Raw genomic sequence first — 15,491 nt, 5'->3', positions numbered from 1 at the left:
CCCCAGGGCCGGAGGCACAACCTGGCGCAACAAGCATCAAACGCGACGACGCTTCGGGGGGCGGCAGCCGTTGTGCGCCTGGGGCGTCACGTCCTGGATCGAGCCGACCTCGAGGCCGGTCGCCTGGAGCGAGCGGATGGCGGTCTCGCGACCGGAACCCGGGCCCTTCACGAAGACGTCGACCTTCTTGACGCCGTGCTCCTGCGCGCGGCGAGCGGCCGACTCGGCGGCCATCTGCGCGGCGTACGGGGTGGACTTGCGGGAGCCCTTGAAGCCGACGTGGCCGGCAGAGGCCCACGACACCACGGCACCGGACGGGTCGGTGATCGAGATGATCGTGTTGTTGAAGGTGGACTTGATGTGCGCCTGGCCGAGCGGGACGTTCTTCTTGTCCTTGCGGCGCGGCTTGCGGCCGGCGGCGGCGCGAGTCTTGGGAGGCATCTGTTCTGTAATCTCCTGGTCTGATCGGACCGGGGCGGTCTCAGCTCGGTGAGCCGACCGCTCCACGGACTGCTATCAGCGGGCCTTCTTCTTGCCCGCGACGGTGCGCTTGGGACCCTTGCGGGTGCGCGCGTTGGTCTTGGTGCGCTGACCACGCACCGGCAGGCCGCGACGGTGGCGCAGGCCCTGGTAGGTGCCGATCTCGACCTTGCGGCGGATGTCGGCCGCGACCTCACGGCGGAGGTCACCCTCGAGCTTGAAGCTGCCCTCGAGGTAGTCGCGGAGCGCAACGAGCTCGGCGTCGCCGAGGTCCTTCACGCGGACGTCCGGGCTGATACCCGTGGCGGCCAGGGTCTCCTTCGCGCGGGTACGACCCACACCGAAGATGTACGTGAGCGCAACCTCAAGCCGCTTGTCGCGGGGGAGGTCGACGCCGATAAGACGTGCCATGTGCCTTCCGGCTCCTGTACTGCTCGTCGGAGGTCTGCCGCACCGCCATCCCGCGACTCTTCGCGGGCCCCGGCCTCCGGACCGAGGGTTCCCCTGCCCTGCGCGGTTGCCCGCGGGGCTGGTTCGAGGTGGTGCGCTGGTGGTGGCCTCAGCCACCGGCCCGGGCTGGTGCCCGGAGGGTGATCAGCCCTGGCGCTGCTTGTGGCGCAGGTTGTCGCAGATCACCATGACGCGACCGTGCCGGCGAATCACCTTGCACTTGTCACAGATCTTCTTGACGCTCGGCTTGACCTTCATCGGGTTTTCCTCCGCCACGAACGTCCGGTCTCCCGGTGCGCGCGCAGCAGTGTCGTGGGTGGTCGATCGTACGGCGACGTCGCCTTCGGCCAGGCCGCGGGTGACGTAGCCCCGGATCGGGGACTGACTACTTGTAGCGGTAGACGATCCGGCCGCGGGACAGGTCGTACGGGCTGAGCTCCACCACCACGCGGTCCTCGGGGAGGATCCGGATGTAGTGCTGACGCATCTTTCCCGAGATGTGCGCGAGAACCTTGTGACCGTTCGACAGCTCGACGCGGAACATCGCGTTCGGCAGAGCCTCGATCACACTGCCCTCGATCTCGATGACACCGTCCTTCTTTGCCATATCCTCCGCTAACTCTCGTCGTGACTGCTTCCACGCCCACGGCACCGCAGGGAACCCTGCGAGACCGACAGTCGGGTGTGGATGTCGCGTGTGTCCGCGTACCGCCTACCTCGTGTGCCTCGGCCTGCGCCCCGCTTCCGCGGGGACCGGCAGGCGCCGTCGGCACCCTTTCAAGATCTGGAGGCGTTGAACGGACTACACCCAGCGATCTATCTTACGTCAGTTCGTAAACCATTCAAAGCGAAGACCGCCGACGGCGCACGTCCGGCGCGTGAGCCTCGCCACGCGGGGCCCCTCAGAGGTCGTACTCGACCCCGGGCAGGCCGATCATCGTGTGCGGCAGGCTGCCCACGAAGAAGAACAGCATCGGCAGCCACCCGAGCACGATGCCAAGGCCCAGCGCGACCAGCACGGACTGCCCGCGCGCGGCCCAGAGCCACACACCGGCCAGCCACACCACGATGCCGAGCAGCAGGACGGACTCCCACACCAGGAGCGAGGTGCCGAACCCGAGCACGATGCCGACCCACAGGAAGGGGCTCACCGCCAGGCGCCGGCCCCATGCGGCGAGCCAGCGTCCGAACCGCCCCAGGCCGCGGCGGACGGCCGGCAGGATCCGCGCGTACCAGGGCCCACGCGTCCGGTTCGGCCCGGCGTGGGCGGGCGCCGCGTAGGTGGCGTCGGACAGGGTGTGCGCTTCATCGGTCACGGGCCGATCGTAGCCAACTGACCCTGACTTAAATAGACCCCGGGTGAAAGTCCGCGGGCTCAGGCGAGCGCGACCGGCCGCACCCCGAAGTCGGCGAGGCGCTCCGCTCCCCCGTCGACCGCTGTCAGGACGACGATGCCGTCCTCCGTGATGGCCGTCGAGTGCTCCCAGTGCGCCGCACGCGAGCCGTCGGTGGTGACCACCGTCCAGTCGTCCGCGAGCACCCTGGTCTCGCCCCCGCCACGGCTGATCATCGGCTCGATGGCGAGGCACATCCCGGACCGGAGCCGCGGGCCGGAACCCGACGTGCGGTAGTTGTGCACGTCCGGGGGCTGGTGCATGGCGCTGCCGATGCCGTGCCCCACGTACTCCTCGACGATGCCGTACTCGGTGCCGGTGAGCTCGCCGGCCAGCTCGACGGCGGTCTCGACCGCCTCGCCCACGGCGTTCAGCCGCCTGGCCGAGGCCAGGGACGCGATGCCCGCCCACATGGCGGTCTCGGTGGTCCGGACGAGCGCGACGTCGGCAAGATCCGCACCGGCGGCGACCAGGTCGTCGTCGGGCAGCCGGTGGTCCAGGGCGCCCTCGGCGCCCAGGACGAAGGAGACCGCCGAGTCGCCGTGCCAGCCGTCGACGATCGCGCCGCCGTCGACGGAGACGAGGTCACCCACGGCCAGCACCCGGCTGCCCGGGATGCCGTGGATGACCTCGTCGTTGACCGAGGTGCAGATGACCGCCGGGAAGCCCTGGTAGCCCAGGAACGACGGCGTGGCGCCCGCCGCCTCGATCGTGCGCGAGGCGACGGCGTCCAGGTCGGCGGTGGTCAGGCCCGGCCGGGCGGCAGCCCGGACCGCGGCGAGCGTCTCGGCGACCACCAGACCGGCGCGCCGCATCAGGCGCACCTGGTCCGGCGTCTTGTACTCGATCCGCTCCCGGCCGAAGACCACCGCTCAGCCCAGCTGGGTCGCGAGCGAGGCGACGATGCGGTCGGTGACCTCGGCGATCTCGCCGAGCCCGTCGACCTGCACCAGCAGGTTGCGCTCCCCGTAGGCCGCCGTGAGCGGGGCGGTCTGCTCCGCGTAGATGTCGAGGCGGCGCGCGATGGCCTCCTCGGTGTCGTCGTCCCGGCCCTCTTCCTGGGCCCGCCGCGCGATGCGGCTCAGGAGCTCCGCACGGTCCGCCGTCAGCTCGATGACGCCGTCCAGCTCCCAGCCGAGGTCGGCGAGGATCTGGTCGAGCTCCGTCACCTGGGCGGCGTTGCGGGGGTACCCGTCGAGGATGAAGCCGTCCTTGACGTCCGGCTGGCCGAGGCGGTCGCGGACCATCTCGTTGGTGACCTCGTCCGGGACCAGGTCGCCCTTGTTCGTGTACTCCTGTGCGAGCTTGCCCAGCTCGGTCTCCCCCGCGATGTTCGTGCGGAAGATGTCACCCGTGGAGATCGGGACGATCCCGAAGACCTCGGCGAGACGGGCGGCCTGCGTACCCTTGCCCGCGCCCTGCGGGCCCATGATGACCAGGCGCGTGACCTGACCCTCCTGGTCCGGACGAGCGTGCAGCTCGCGGCGAGAGGTGGTGGTGGGGGTCTGGCTCAACGGAGGAATCCTTCGTAGTGGCGCTGCTGCAGCTGGGAGTCGATCTGCTTGACCGTCTCCAGCCCGACGCCGACCACGATGAGGATCGAGCTACCACCGAAGGGCAGGTTGGTGCTGACGCCAAGGAAGACGAGCACCAGCGTCGGGATCAGCGCGATCAGCGCGAGGTACAGGGAACCGGCGGAAGTGATCCGGGTGATCACGAAGTCGAGGTACTCCGCCGTGGGGCGGCCGGCACGGATGCCGGGGATGAAGCCGCCGTACTTCTTCATGTTGTCCGCGACCTCGTCCGGGTTGAACGTGATCGACGTGTAGAAGAAGCAGAAGAAGATGATCATCAGCGTGTACACCGCGATGTAGAGCGGCGACGACTGCTGGACCAGGTTGTTGGAGATCCAGATGACCCACTCGGCCGTCTGGTCCCCGAACTGGGCGAGAAGGCCCGGGATGGCGAGGATCGACGCCGCGAAGATCACGGGGATCACGCCGGACATGTTGATCTTGATCGGGATGTACGTGCTGGTGCCGCCGTACATGCGGCGGCCGACCATGCGCTTCGCGTACTGCACCGGGATCCGGCGCTGCGACTGCTCGACGAACACCACGAGACCGATCACCAGGATGATGACCAGGATCATGATCGTGAAGTTCACGACGCCGTTGGCGCCACCGGCGATCGACCAGAGGGAGGTCGGGAAGCTCGCGGCGATCGACGTGAAGATCAGGAGCGACATGCCGTTGCCGACGCCGCGCTCGGTGATCAGCTCGCCGAGCCACATGACCAGACCCGTACCCGCGGTCATGGTGATGACCATGAAGATCGAGGTGAGGATGCTGTCGTCCACGATCACGTTGAGACCGCAGTTCTGGAACAGCACGCCCTGGCGCGCCGTCGTGATGACGGTCGTCGACTGCAGGATCGCGAGGGCGATCGTGAGGTAGCGCGTGTACTGGGTCAGCTTGGTCTGGCCCGACTGGCCTTCCTTGTGCAGGGCCTCGAAGCGTGGGATGACCACGCGAAGCAGCTGCACGATGATGCTCGCCGTGATGTACGGCATGATCCCGAGGGCGAAGATCGACAGCTGCAGCAGCGCGCCGCCGCTGAAGACGTTGATGAGGCCGAGCAGCGAGTCGTTGCCCGCCTGGGCGATACATTGCTGCACGTTTGCGTAGTCCACGCCGGGGGTCGGGATGAACGACCCGAGCCGGAAGATCGCCATGATCGCGATCGTGAACAGCAGCTTGCGCCGCAGGTCTGGCGTCCGGAAAGCCCGGCCGAAAGCGCTGAGCACCCTATCCTCCTGGCCCGCCGTTGCGGGATCTAGTGTCGCCGGCGGGACGCCGGCGAGGTGAGTCGAACGTGGGCCAGACCACAACGGTGCAGCCAGACCGTGTCGGATTCTACGTTGCTTACGGGGTCCGGTGGACCACGTTCGCTCCGGGAAATACTCAAGAGAGCACACAGGGCCGGCCGCGCTCACGCGCCGCCGGCCCTGTCAGCTGTCTCAGGCCTCCGAGACCGAACCGCCGGCCGCCAGGATCTTCTCCTTGGCGGACGTCGAGACGCGGTCGACCGCGATCTCGAGCTTGACGGTGATCTCACCGTTGCCGAGCACCTTCACGGGCTCGCCCTTGCGGACGGCGCCCTTCGCGACCAGGTCCTCGACGGTGACGGAGCCACCCTCGGGGAACAGCGCGGAAAGCTTGTCCAGGTTCACGACCTGGTACTCGACCCGGAACGGGTTCTTGAACCCACGCAGCTTCGGAAGGCGCATGTGCAGAGGCATCTGCCCACCCTCGAAGCCCGCGGGCACCTGGTAACGAGCCTTCGTACCCTTGGTACCACGGCCTGCCGTCTTACCCTTCGAGCCCTCACCGCGACCCACACGGGTCTTCGCGGTCTTGGCACCGGGGGCCGGACGGAGGTGGTGGACCTTCAGCGGCTTGTTCTCCGCCATGATCACTCGACCTCCTCGACGGCGACGAGGTGCGCCACCGTCTTGACCATGCCACGGATCTCCGCGCGGTCCTCCTTCACGGCGGTGTCGCCGATCCGCTTGAGGCCGAGCGTCCGCAGCGTGTCACGCTGGTTCTGCTTGCCGCCGATGGCGGACTTGGTCTGAGTCACCTTGAGACGAGCCATCACGCACCCGCCTTCGCAGTCGACTCGGCACGACCGGCGGCCTGCGCGCGGAGCAGCGCGGCCGGGGCCACGTCCTCCAGCGGGAGCCCACGACGAGCGGCAACAGCAGCCGGCTCCTCGAGACCCTTCAGGGCCGCGACCGTGGCGTGCACGATGTTGATCGCGTTGGACGAACCGAGCGACTTGCTCAGCACGTCGTGGATGCCCGCGCACTCCAGCACGGCGCGCACCGGACCACCGGCGATCACACCGGTACCCGGCGACGCCGGACGCAGGAACACGACACCGGCTGCGGCCTCACCCTGGATGGGGTGAGGGATGGTGCCCTGGATGCGAGGGACGCGGAAGAAGTTCTTCTTCGCCTCCTCGACACCCTTGGCGATCGCGGCCGGAACTTCCTTGGCCTTGCCGTAGCCGACGCCGACGGTGCCGTCACCATCGCCCACCACGACGAGCGCGGTGAAGCTGAAGCGACGGCCGCCCTTGACGACCTTGGCGACGCGGTTGATGGAGACGACCTTCTCGACGAAGGCGCTCTTCTCCTCGCGCCCGCCGCGACGGTCGTCCCGACGCCCGCCACCACGGCGGTCGTTGCGGTCCTTGTTCTCGGTGGCGGCACCCTGGGGGGCGCCGCTGCGCTGCCCTGCAGCCATCAGAGAGTCCTCTTCTTCCGTGCGTTGGTCATCACAGGGCCAGACCGCCCTCGCGGGCGCCGTCAGCCACAGCAGCGACGCGACCGTGGTACTTGTTGCCGCCGCGGTCGAACACGACGGTGTCGACGCCGACAGCCTTGGCACGCTCGGCGACGAGCTCGCCGACCTTGCGGGCCTTGGCCGTCTTGTCGCCGTCGAACGCACGCAGGTCGGCCTCGAGGGTCGACGCCGAGGCGACGGTCTTGCCCAGGCCGTCGTCCACGATCTGCGCGACCATGTGGCGCGCGGAGCGGGTGACGACCAGACGGGGACGAACGGCGGTGCCGGTGATCTTCTTGCGCAGGCGCAGGTGGCGACGCTGGCGAGCGACGGACTTGCCCTTGCCCAGGATCTTGATAGCCATCGTCACTTACCAGCCTTTCCGACCTTGCGGCGGACGTTCTCGCCGGCGTAGCGCACGCCCTTGCCCTTGTAGGGCTCGGGCTTGCGGATCTTGCGAATGTTCGCTGCGACCTCGCCGACCTGCTGCTTGTCGATGCCCGAGACCGAGAACTTGGTGGGGCTCTCGACAGCGAACGTGACACCCGCGGGGGGCTCGATGACAACGGGGTGGCTGAAGCCGAGCGCGAACTCGAGGCTCGAGCCCTTCGCCACGACGCGGTAACCAGTACCGACGATCTCCAGCTTCTTCTCGTAGCCCTGGGTGACGCCGACGATCATGTTGGCGATCAGGGTACGAGTGAGGCCGTGCAGCGCACGGGAGTTGCGCTCGTCGTCCGGACGGGACACCACGAGCTGGGCGTCCTCCTGAGCGACATTGATGGGTGCGGGCACGTTGTGCTCGAGAGAACCCTTGGGGCCCTTCACGGTCACGAGCGCGCCGCTGACAGTGATGTCCACGCCGGCTGGGACCGGAACGGGAAGCTTGCCGATTCGAGACATTGGCGTTTTCTCCTTTCCGGATTACCAGACGTAGGCGAGGACTTCGCCGCCGACGCCCTTGGCCTGTGCCTGACGGTCGGTCAGCAGGCCGGAGGACGTGGACAGGATCGCCACGCCCAGGCCGCCGAGGACCTTGGGCAGTTCGGTGGACTTGCGGTAGACGCGCAGGCCGGGCTTCGAGATCCGGCGCACGCCGGCAAGGGCGCGCTCCCGGTTCTGCCCGTACTTCAGCTCGAGCGTGAGGGACTTGCCCACCTGGGCGTCCTCCACGGACCAGCCGGAGATGTAACCCTCGGCCTGCAGGATCTCAGCGATGTGCGTCTTCAGCTTCGACGACGGCATGGTGACCGTGTCGTGGTGCGCCGAGTTCGCGTTACGCAGACGGGTCAGCATGTCTGCGATCGGGTCGGTCATAGTCATCGGGCTCTTGCCCTTCCTCGCCGGGGTATCCGAACTGCCTGGTGTGGCTGGACGGACCTACGGCGTAGTTGTGTTACCAGCTGCTCTTGGTGACGCCGGGAAGCTCGCCGCGGTGGGCCATCTCCCGCACGCAGATGCGGCACAGGCCGAACTTGCGGTAGACGGAGTGCGGGCGACCGCACTTCTGGCACCGGGTGTAGGCGCGAACCGCGAACTTCGGCTTGGCGGCCGCCTTGTTGATCAGGGCCTTCTTCGCCATGTCAGTTCTCCTTGAAGGGGAAGCCGAGACGGCGCAGCAGAGAGCGGCCCTCGTCGTCGGTCGTCGCCGTCGTCACGACCGTGATGTCCATACCGCGGACCCGGTCGATCTTGTCCTGGTCGATCTCGTGGAACATCGACTGCTCCGTGAGACCGAAGGTGTAGTTGCCGTGGCCGTCGAACTGCTTGGGCGACAGGCCGCGGAAGTCGCGGATACGCGGCAGAGCGGTGGACAGCAGGCGGTCGAGGAACTCCCACATGCGGTCGCCGCGGAGCGTGACGTGCGCACCGATCGGCATGCCCTCGCGCAGCTTGAACTGAGCGATGGACTTCCGAGCCTTGGTGACCTGCGGCTTCTGACCGGTGATCGCCGAGAGGTCGCGGATCGCGCCCTCGATGAGCTTCGAGTCCTTGGCCGCGTCGCCGACACCCATGTTCACGACGATCTTCGTGAGACCGCCGGCCTGGTGCGGGTTCTTGTGGCCGAACTCCTCGATCAGCGCCGAGAGGATCTCCTCGCGGTACTTCTGCTTGAGGCGCGGCTGGGCCGGGGCCTCGATGGTCGTCTCGGTCATCAGATGTCCTTCCCGGAGCGCTTCGCGACGCGGATCCGGACGGTCTTGGTACGACCGTCACGCTCCACCTGCTCGAGGCGGTACCCGACGCGGGTGCCCTTCTTGGTCTCCGGGTCGACGATCATCACGTTGCTCACGTGGATCGGCGCCTCGACCGTCTCGATGCCACCGGTACGGGTGCCGCGCTGCGACTGCCCCACCTTGGTGTGCTTCGTGACGCGCTGAACACCCTCGACCACGAGACGGTCGGAGTCCTTGAGGACCTCGAGCACGCGGCCGGTCTTGCCCTTGTCGCGACCCGAGATCACGATGACCTGGTCGCCCTTCTTGATCTTCGCCATGGTCAGAGCACCTCCGGAGCCAGCGAGATGATCTTCATGAACCGCTTGTCACGCAGCTCACGACCCACCGGGCCGAAGATGCGGGTGCCGCGAGGCTCACCGTCGTTCTTCAGGATGACGGCGGCGTTCTCGTCGAACTTGATGTAGGAACCGTCGGGACGACGGCGCTCCTTGGCGGTCCGGACGACGACGGCCTTGATGACGTCGCCCTTCTTCACGTTGCCGCCCGGGATCGCGTCCTTGACGGTGGCGACGATGGTGTCGCCGATTCCGGCGTAGCGACGGCCGGAGCCACCGAGAACGCGGATGCAGAGAATCTCCTTGGCACCCGTGTTGTCGGCGACCCGAAGTCGCGACTCCTGCTGGATCATTTGAGTGAACTCCTGTCGTCGAACTGGTTCTCGCGCGGACTGCTTCCGGCGAGCCTGGCCGAACGGATAGTTGCTGTGCTGGGGGCGCCACGCGTACGTGTGTCACGCACCGCCCCCAGCGGGAAGAGAAGTCTTACTTGGCCTTCTCGAGGATCTCCACGAGCCGGAACCGCTTGGTAGCGGACAGCGGGCGGGTCTCCATGATCAGAACGAGGTCGCCGATGCCGGCGCTGTTCTGCTCGTCGTGCGCCTTGACCTTCGTGGTGCGACGGATGACCTTGGCGTAGAGCGGGTGCTTCACCCGGTCCTCGACCTCGATCACGATGGTCTTGTCCATCTTGTCGCTCACCACGTAGCCGCGGCGCACCTTACGCGTCGCGCGCTGGGCCTCGGGGGCCTCAGCAGCAGTCGTGTTGTCGCTCATTGCCTCACTCACTCACGCTCGGAGCCGTACGGATGCCGAGCTCGCGCTCGCGCAGGATCGTGTAGATCCGGGCGATGTCGCGACGCACGGCCTTGAGACGACCGTGGCTCTCGAGCTGGCCGGTCGCCGACTGGAAGCGGAGGTTGAACAGCTCCTCCTTGGCTTCCTTCAGCTTGCCGACGAGAGACTCGTCGTCCATGCCGTCCAGATCGATCGGGGCGAGCCCCTGGGTACCGATAGCCATCAGACACCACCCTCGCGCACCACGAAACGGCACTTCATCGGGAGCTTGTGCATCGCGCGGCGCATGGCCTCACGTGCAAGGGACTCGTCCACGCCGGCCAGCTCGAAAACGATGCGGCCCGGCTTGACGTTGGCGACCCACCACTCCGGCGAACCCTTACCGGAACCCATGCGGGTCTCGGCAGGCTTCTTCGTCAGCGGACGGTCGGGGTAGATGTTGATCCACACCTTGCCGCCACGCTTGATGTGGCGGGTCATTGCGATACGCGCCGCCTCGATCTGGCGGTTGGTGACGTACGCCGGCTCCAGAGCCTGGATGCCGAAGTCGCCGAACGCGATCTGGGTGCCACCCTTGGCCGCGCCGGAGCGCGACGGGTGGTGCTGCTTGCGGTGCTTGACCCTGCGCGGGATCAGCATGGTCAGGCCTCCGTTCCGGTCTCTGCGGCCGGAGCTGCAGGCGCCTCGGCCGCGGGGGCGGACTCTGCGCTGCGCTCGGCCGGACGCTCGTTGCGACGGCCACCGCCACGACGGTCTCCGCCGCGCTCGCCACGCTCAGGGCGATCGCCCCGGCCACGACCCTGACGGGGCGCGGCTGCAGCCTGCTGAGCAGCGAATTCCTTCTCGGTGGTCTCGCCCTTGTAGATCCACACCTTCACGCCGATGCGGCCGAAGGTGGTGCGGGCCTCGTAGAAGCCGTAGTCGATGTACGCGCGGAGCGTGTGCAGGGGCACGCGGCCCTCGCGGTAGAACTCCGAACGGCTCATCTCGGCGCCACCGAGGCGGCCGGCGACCTGCACGCGGATGCCCTTCGCACCGGCACGCTGGGCGGACTGCATGCCCTTGCGCATCGCGCGACGGAACGAGACACGGCTGGCGAGCTGCTCGGCAATGCCCTGAGCAACCAGCTGCGCGTCGATCTCCGCGTTCTTGACCTCGAGGATGTTGAGCTGGACCTGCTTGCCCGTGAGCTTCTCGAGCTCACCGCGGATGCGGTCTGCCTCAGCACCCCGACGGCCGATGACGATGCCCGGACGCGCCGTGTGGATGTCCACGCGGACGCGGTCGCGGGTGCGCTCGATCTCGACCTTGGAGATGCCGGCACGCTCGAGGCCGGTGCCCATGAGCTTGCGGATCTGCACGTCCTCGCGGACGTAGTCGCGGTACCGCTGACCAGGCTTGGTGCTGTCGGCGAACCAACGCGACCGGTGGTCGGTGGTGATACCGAGGCGGTACCCGTGCGGGTGAACCTTCTGTCCCACTATCGGGCCCCTTCCTTGTCGGCGAGCACCACGGTGATGTGGCTGGTGCGCTTGAGAATGCGCGTTGCACGTCCCTGAGCCCGCGGGCGGAACCGCTTGAGCGTCGGCCCCTCGTCGACGAGCGCGACGGAAACGAACAGGTCGTTCTCGTCGAAGCGCTCGCTGGCGCGGTCGGCCTTCACCCGAGCGTTGGCGATCGCGCTCTCCACAACCTTGCGGATCGGCTCGCTGGCGGCCTGCGGTGCGAACTTCAGCACCGCGACGGCCTCAGAGGCCTGCTTGCCACGGATGAGGTCCACGACGCGCCGGGCCTTCTGGGGCGTGACACGGACGAACCGCGCCTGCGCCTTGGCTTCCATTGCTGTCCTGCTTCCTTTTCTCAGACAGTCCAGGTAATCACTGCTGTGGGTAGGGAGATCCCTACGCCTCAGCGGCGACGACCCTTCCTGTCGTCCTTCACGTGGCCGCGGAAGGTCCGCGTGGGAGCGAACTCGCCGAGCTTGTGGCCGACCATCGCCTCGGTCACGAAGACCGGGACGTGCTTACGACCGTCGTGCACGGCAAAGGTGTGACCGAGAAAATCGGGCGTGACGACCGACCGACGGGACCAGGTCTTGATGACATTCTTGGTCCCCTTCTCGTTCTGGACGTCCACCTTCTTCTGGAGGTGTCCGTCTACGAAGGGGCCCTTCTTCAGGCTACGAGGCATGTTTCAGGCTCCTATCAGCGCTTCTTGCCGGTACGACGACGACGGACGATCATCCGGTCGCTCGACTTGTTCGGACGGCGGGTACGACCCTCGGCCTGGCCCCAGGGGCTGACCGGGTGACGACCACCGGACGTCTTACCCTCACCACCACCGTGGGGGTGGTCGACCGGGTTCATGGCGACACCACGGACGGTCGGGCGCTTGCCCTTCCAGCGCATGCGGCCGGCCTTGCCCCAGTTGATGTTCGACTGCTCGGCGTTACCGACCTCGCCGACCGTCGCGCGGCAGCGCAGGTCGACGTTGCGGATCTCGCCGGACGGCATACGCAGCTGGGCGTAGGGGCCGTCCTTGGCGACGAGCTGCACCGACGCACCAGCCGAACGGGCGATCTTCGCACCGCCGCCGGGCCGGAGCTCGATGGCGTGGATGACCGTACCGGTCGGGATGTTGCGCAGCGGCAGGTTGTTGCCGGGCTTGATGTCGGCGCCTGCACCGGCCTCGATGCGGTCGCCCTGCGACAGCTTGTTCGGCGCGATGATGTAGCGCTTCTCGCCGTCCGCGTAGTGCAGGAGCGCGATGCGGGCCGTGCGGTTGGGGTCGTACTCGATGTGAGCGACCTTCGCAGGCACGCCGTCCTTGTCGTGACGACGGAAGTCGATGACGCGGTAGGCGCGCTTGTGGCCGCCACCCTTGTGCCGCGTCGTGATGCGACCGGTGTTGTTACGGCCGCCGGACTTGCTCAGCGGGCGGACCAGTGACTTCTCCGGCTGCGAGCGCGTGACCTCGACGAAGTCGGCGACGCTGGAGCCTCGACGGCCGGGCGTCGTCGGCTTGTACTTACGGATTCCCATGGAAACCTGTCCTCAATCGTCTCTCGTCAGCTCAGCCGACCGGACCGCCGAAGATGTCGATCGTTCCCTCGCGGAGGGTGACGATCGCACGCTTCGTGTCCTTACGCTTGCCGAGGCCGAAACGCGTGCGACGCGTCTTGCCCTTGCGGTTGATCGTGTTCACCGAGGCGACCTTGACGCTGAAGACCTTCTCGATCGCGATCTTGATCTCGGTCTTGTTGGCGCTCGGGTCCACGATGAAGGTGTACTTGCCCTCGTCGAGAAGGTTGTAGCTCTTCTCGGAGACGACCGGCGCGAGCAGGATGTCGCGCGGGTCCTTCACGGTGACGGTCACTTTGCGGTCTCCTCAGCGGTCTCGGCCTCGGACTCCGTGGCGACAGCCTTCCCGCCCTTGACCGGGCCCTTGAGGAACGCGGCGAGCGCGCCCTCGGTGAAGATGACGTCGTCGGAGACGAGCACGTCGTAGGTGTTCAGCTGGTCGGCGACCAGGAGGTGCACCTCGGGCACGTTGCGAAGGGACTTGACCGTGGCCTCGTCGTCACGCTGCGTCACGATGAGCACGTGCTCACGCGTGGTCAGCTTCGTGATCGTGGAGAGCGCCGTCTTGGTCGACGGGACGCCGTCGATGCCGAAGCCGGCGACGACGTGCACGCGACCCGCGCGAGCGCGGTCGGAGAGCGCACCGCGCAGGGCGGCGGCCTTCATCTTCTTCGGGGTGCGCTGGTCGTACTTGCGCGGCTGCGGGCCGTGGACGGTGCCACCACCGGCGAACTGCGGGGCGCGCGTCGAACCCTGGCGGGCGCGACCGGTGCCCTTCTGCTTGTACGGCTTGCGGCCACCACCGCGGACCTCGCCACGAGTCTTCGTGGAGGCGGTGCCCTGGCGGGCGGCTGCGCGCTGCGCAACGACCACCTGGTGGATCAGCGGAATGTTCACGGCGACGTCGAACACCTCAGCGGGGAGCTCGGCAGTGCCGGACTTCTTGCCCTGGGCGTCCAGGACGTCGACAGTCAGAGCGGTCATCGGGTTCACGCTCCCTTCGCGGCGTTACGCACGAGGACGACGCCACCCTTGGGGCCGGGAACCGCGCCCTTGACGAGCAGCAGACCCTTCTCGACGTCGACCGCGTGAACGGTCAGGTTCTGGGTGGTCTGCCGGTCGTTACCCATCCGGCCGGCCATCCGCACGCCCTTGAAGACTCGCGACGGCGTCGAGGCGCCACCGATCGAGCCCGGCTTGCGGTGGTTGCGGTGCGCACCGTGCGAGGCGCCCACGCCGGAGAAGCCGTGACGCTTCATCACACCGGCGGTGCCCTTGCCCTTGGTGGTACCGATGACGTCGACCAGCGCGCCGGCCTCGAAGGCCTCCGCGGTGATCTCCTGGCCGAGCGTGAACTCGGCGGCGTTCTCGGTGCGAACCTCGGCCACGTGACGACGCGGCGTCACGCCGGCCTTCTCGAAGTGGCCCTTGAGGGGCTTGGTGACCTTACGGGGGTCGACCTGGCCGGCCGCGAGCTGAACAGCCGCGTAGCCGTCGGTGTCCACCGTGCGGATCTGGGTCACCACGTTGGTGCCCACGGAGACCACGGTCACCGGCACGAGGCGGCCTGCCTCGTCCCAGAGCTGGGTCATACCAAGCTTCGTGCCGAGCAACGCGGTCACGTTCTTCTGCTGGTTGGTCATGATGTCCTCCAGCCTCAGAGCTTGATCTCGATGTTCACGTCCGCCGGCAGGTCGAGTCGCATGAGCGAGTCGACGGCCTTGGGCGTGGGATCGATGATGTCGATGAGCCGCTTGTGCGTACGCATCTCGAAGTGCTCGCGGCTGTCCTTGTACTTGTGAGGCGACCGGATCACAACGAAGACGTTCTTCTCCGTCGGCAGCGGCACCGGACCCACGACCGTCGCACCAGCGCGAGTGACCGTGTCGACGATCTTGCGCGCCGAACTGTCGATCACCTCGTGGTCGTAGGACTTGAGCCGGATGCGGATCTTCTGTCCCGCCATGGCGTCGTCTGACTCTCTCTCTCGAACCGCTACTGTCCGACCCACGCACTCGGGCGTGTCGCTTAATGCGGCACAGCCGGGCGCAGAACACCATTGCTGGTGCCGGGGCCGTTGGGAAGTGATCTGACCCAGCTCTGAAGCTGGACCGACCACGACGTTTGCTGAGCCTGCTCGGAACAGTGCCTCCGGAAAACCGGAGAACGTGTGCTCCGCGGGGCGCCCCATACGCATCGAACAACAGGCGATAAACCCCGCGACTCCTCGTCCGGATTACCCCGGGAGGATGACCGCTCCAGCCTCTGTCGGCCCCGATCGATCCGGGACCTGGACTGCGGTTCTGCACACTGTTCGACACTTGAAAGAGCGCGCCTGTGACAGGCAACTATGCAATCTTGCCATACGACTTGGCATGAGCCAAACGCAAGGCGGTGTGATGCCCACTACTCAAGCAACAGGGCC

29 protein-coding genes are annotated in these 15,491 nt (G+C 67.3%); all 29 read right to left on the bottom strand.

Going from position 1 to position 15,491, the window contains the following annotated elements; genetic code table 11:
• Positions 1-36: 36 nt before the first annotated feature.
• A complete protein-coding gene (rpsK, locus tag ACFWEJ_RS18470; RefSeq protein ID WP_020016139.1) occupies positions 37-441 on the bottom strand; it encodes a 30S ribosomal protein S11 in 405 nt (134 codons plus the stop codon).
• Positions 442-516: 75 nt separating this feature from the next.
• Positions 517-891, bottom strand: coding sequence for a 30S ribosomal protein S13 (rpsM, locus tag ACFWEJ_RS18465; RefSeq protein ID WP_182620576.1), 375 nt, complete (start codon positions 889-891; stop codon positions 517-519).
• Positions 892-1,074: 183 nt separating this feature from the next.
• The gene (rpmJ, locus tag ACFWEJ_RS18460; protein ID WP_003956441.1) at positions 1,075-1,188 is read right to left on the bottom strand and encodes a 50S ribosomal protein L36; all 114 of its coding nucleotides are present in this window, start codon (positions 1,186-1,188) and stop codon (positions 1,075-1,077) included.
• A 127-nt stretch (positions 1,189-1,315) separates the two neighbouring features.
• Positions 1,316-1,537, bottom strand: coding sequence for a translation initiation factor IF-1 (gene infA, locus ACFWEJ_RS18455; protein WP_020016137.1), 222 nt, complete (start codon positions 1,535-1,537; stop codon positions 1,316-1,318).
• A 295-nt stretch (positions 1,538-1,832) separates the two neighbouring features.
• Entirely contained in the window at positions 1,833-2,246 is a 414-nt protein-coding gene (locus ACFWEJ_RS18450) for a hypothetical protein (RefSeq protein ID WP_377230655.1), read from the bottom strand.
• A gap of 59 nt (positions 2,247-2,305) precedes the next feature.
• Positions 2,306-3,193 (bottom strand): type I methionyl aminopeptidase, encoded by an 888-nt coding sequence (gene map, locus ACFWEJ_RS18445; protein ID WP_377230654.1) that lies wholly within the window; start codon positions 3,191-3,193, stop codon positions 2,306-2,308.
• A 3-nt stretch (positions 3,194-3,196) separates the two neighbouring features.
• Positions 3,197-3,754: an adenylate kinase gene (locus tag ACFWEJ_RS18440; protein WP_377230656.1), complete on the bottom strand. Its 558-nt coding sequence runs from the start codon at positions 3,752-3,754 to the stop codon at positions 3,197-3,199.
• A gap of 80 nt (positions 3,755-3,834) precedes the next feature.
• A complete protein-coding gene (gene secY / locus ACFWEJ_RS18435; protein ID WP_377230653.1) occupies positions 3,835-5,130 on the bottom strand; it encodes a preprotein translocase subunit SecY in 1,296 nt (431 codons plus the stop codon).
• 213 nt (positions 5,131-5,343) lie between these two features.
• Positions 5,344-5,796 (bottom strand): 50S ribosomal protein L15, encoded by a 453-nt coding sequence (gene rplO, locus ACFWEJ_RS18430; protein ID WP_285100994.1) that lies wholly within the window; start codon positions 5,794-5,796, stop codon positions 5,344-5,346.
• Between the two features lie 2 nt (positions 5,797-5,798).
• On the bottom strand, positions 5,799-5,981 hold the full coding sequence (gene rpmD, locus ACFWEJ_RS18425) for a 50S ribosomal protein L30 (RefSeq protein ID WP_020016131.1): 183 nt from the start codon (positions 5,979-5,981) through the stop codon (positions 5,799-5,801).
• Positions 5,981-6,634 (bottom strand): 30S ribosomal protein S5, encoded by a 654-nt coding sequence (rpsE, locus tag ACFWEJ_RS18420; RefSeq protein ID WP_377230652.1) that lies wholly within the window; start codon positions 6,632-6,634, stop codon positions 5,981-5,983. The genes rpmD and rpsE overlap by 1 nt, the downstream gene beginning before the upstream one ends.
• 31 nt (positions 6,635-6,665) lie before the next feature.
• On the bottom strand, positions 6,666-7,037 hold the full coding sequence (rplR, locus tag ACFWEJ_RS18415; RefSeq protein ID WP_182620570.1) for a 50S ribosomal protein L18: 372 nt from the start codon (positions 7,035-7,037) through the stop codon (positions 6,666-6,668).
• A 2-nt stretch (positions 7,038-7,039) separates the two neighbouring features.
• A complete protein-coding gene (gene rplF / locus ACFWEJ_RS18410) occupies positions 7,040-7,576 on the bottom strand; it encodes a 50S ribosomal protein L6 (protein ID WP_377230651.1) in 537 nt (178 codons plus the stop codon).
• Between the two features lie 21 nt (positions 7,577-7,597).
• The gene (gene rpsH / locus ACFWEJ_RS18405) at positions 7,598-7,996 is read right to left on the bottom strand and encodes a 30S ribosomal protein S8 (protein WP_377230650.1); all 399 of its coding nucleotides are present in this window, start codon (positions 7,994-7,996) and stop codon (positions 7,598-7,600) included.
• 73 nt (positions 7,997-8,069) lie between these two features.
• On the bottom strand, positions 8,070-8,255 hold the full coding sequence (locus tag ACFWEJ_RS18400) for a type Z 30S ribosomal protein S14 (protein WP_021480434.1): 186 nt from the start codon (positions 8,253-8,255) through the stop codon (positions 8,070-8,072).
• Between the two features lies 1 nt (position 8,256).
• Entirely contained in the window at positions 8,257-8,829 is a 573-nt protein-coding gene (gene rplE / locus ACFWEJ_RS18395) for a 50S ribosomal protein L5 (RefSeq protein ID WP_377230649.1), read from the bottom strand.
• A complete protein-coding gene (rplX, locus tag ACFWEJ_RS18390; RefSeq protein ID WP_020016124.1) occupies positions 8,829-9,170 on the bottom strand; it encodes a 50S ribosomal protein L24 in 342 nt (113 codons plus the stop codon). The genes rplE and rplX overlap by 1 nt, the downstream gene beginning before the upstream one ends.
• Positions 9,171-9,172: 2 nt before the next feature.
• Positions 9,173-9,541: a 50S ribosomal protein L14 gene (gene rplN / locus ACFWEJ_RS18385; RefSeq protein WP_020016123.1), complete on the bottom strand. Its 369-nt coding sequence runs from the start codon at positions 9,539-9,541 to the stop codon at positions 9,173-9,175.
• Positions 9,542-9,674: 133 nt separating this feature from the next.
• The gene (rpsQ, locus tag ACFWEJ_RS18380) at positions 9,675-9,965 is read right to left on the bottom strand and encodes a 30S ribosomal protein S17 (protein WP_020016122.1); all 291 of its coding nucleotides are present in this window, start codon (positions 9,963-9,965) and stop codon (positions 9,675-9,677) included.
• Positions 9,966-9,969: 4 nt separating this feature from the next.
• Positions 9,970-10,209, bottom strand: coding sequence for a 50S ribosomal protein L29 (rpmC, locus tag ACFWEJ_RS18375; RefSeq protein ID WP_377230648.1), 240 nt, complete (start codon positions 10,207-10,209; stop codon positions 9,970-9,972).
• Positions 10,209-10,625 carry a 50S ribosomal protein L16 gene (gene rplP, locus ACFWEJ_RS18370; protein WP_020016120.1) on the bottom strand — a complete coding sequence of 139 codons (417 nt, stop codon included), beginning with the start codon at positions 10,623-10,625 and terminating at the stop codon, positions 10,209-10,211. Before rplP ends, rpmC begins: the two co-directional genes overlap by 1 nt.
• Positions 10,626-10,627: 2 nt before the next feature.
• Positions 10,628-11,467, bottom strand: a complete 840-nt coding sequence (gene rpsC / locus ACFWEJ_RS18365; protein WP_182620565.1) for a 30S ribosomal protein S3 — start codon at positions 11,465-11,467, stop codon at positions 10,628-10,630.
• Entirely contained in the window at positions 11,467-11,826 is a 360-nt protein-coding gene (gene rplV / locus ACFWEJ_RS18360; RefSeq protein ID WP_377220028.1) for a 50S ribosomal protein L22, read from the bottom strand. Before rplV ends, rpsC begins: the two co-directional genes overlap by 1 nt.
• Positions 11,827-11,894: 68 nt before the next feature.
• On the bottom strand, positions 11,895-12,176 hold the full coding sequence (gene rpsS / locus ACFWEJ_RS18355) for a 30S ribosomal protein S19 (protein WP_020016117.1): 282 nt from the start codon (positions 12,174-12,176) through the stop codon (positions 11,895-11,897).
• Positions 12,177-12,190: 14 nt separating this feature from the next.
• Positions 12,191-13,027 carry a 50S ribosomal protein L2 gene (gene rplB / locus ACFWEJ_RS18350; RefSeq protein ID WP_182620564.1) on the bottom strand — a complete coding sequence of 279 codons (837 nt, stop codon included), beginning with the start codon at positions 13,025-13,027 and terminating at the stop codon, positions 12,191-12,193.
• A 31-nt stretch (positions 13,028-13,058) separates the two neighbouring features.
• Positions 13,059-13,361 carry a 50S ribosomal protein L23 gene (gene rplW, locus ACFWEJ_RS18345; RefSeq protein ID WP_182620563.1) on the bottom strand — a complete coding sequence of 101 codons (303 nt, stop codon included), beginning with the start codon at positions 13,359-13,361 and terminating at the stop codon, positions 13,059-13,061.
• Positions 13,358-14,050, bottom strand: a complete 693-nt coding sequence (rplD, locus tag ACFWEJ_RS18340; RefSeq protein WP_377230647.1) for a 50S ribosomal protein L4 — start codon at positions 14,048-14,050, stop codon at positions 13,358-13,360. Before rplD ends, rplW begins: the two co-directional genes overlap by 4 nt.
• A 5-nt stretch (positions 14,051-14,055) precedes the next feature.
• Positions 14,056-14,709 (bottom strand): 50S ribosomal protein L3, encoded by a 654-nt coding sequence (gene rplC / locus ACFWEJ_RS18335; protein ID WP_377230646.1) that lies wholly within the window; start codon positions 14,707-14,709, stop codon positions 14,056-14,058.
• Between the two features lie 14 nt (positions 14,710-14,723).
• On the bottom strand, positions 14,724-15,032 hold the full coding sequence (gene rpsJ / locus ACFWEJ_RS18330) for a 30S ribosomal protein S10 (RefSeq protein ID WP_019146773.1): 309 nt from the start codon (positions 15,030-15,032) through the stop codon (positions 14,724-14,726).
• Positions 15,033-15,491: the final 459 nt, after the last annotated feature.

This window comes from Promicromonospora sp. NPDC060204 (genome assembly GCF_042728455.1).
In the GTDB taxonomy this organism is placed as follows: domain Bacteria; phylum Actinomycetota; class Actinomycetes; order Actinomycetales; family Cellulomonadaceae; genus Promicromonospora.
This window is presented reverse-complemented; position numbering and strand designations above follow the sequence as displayed.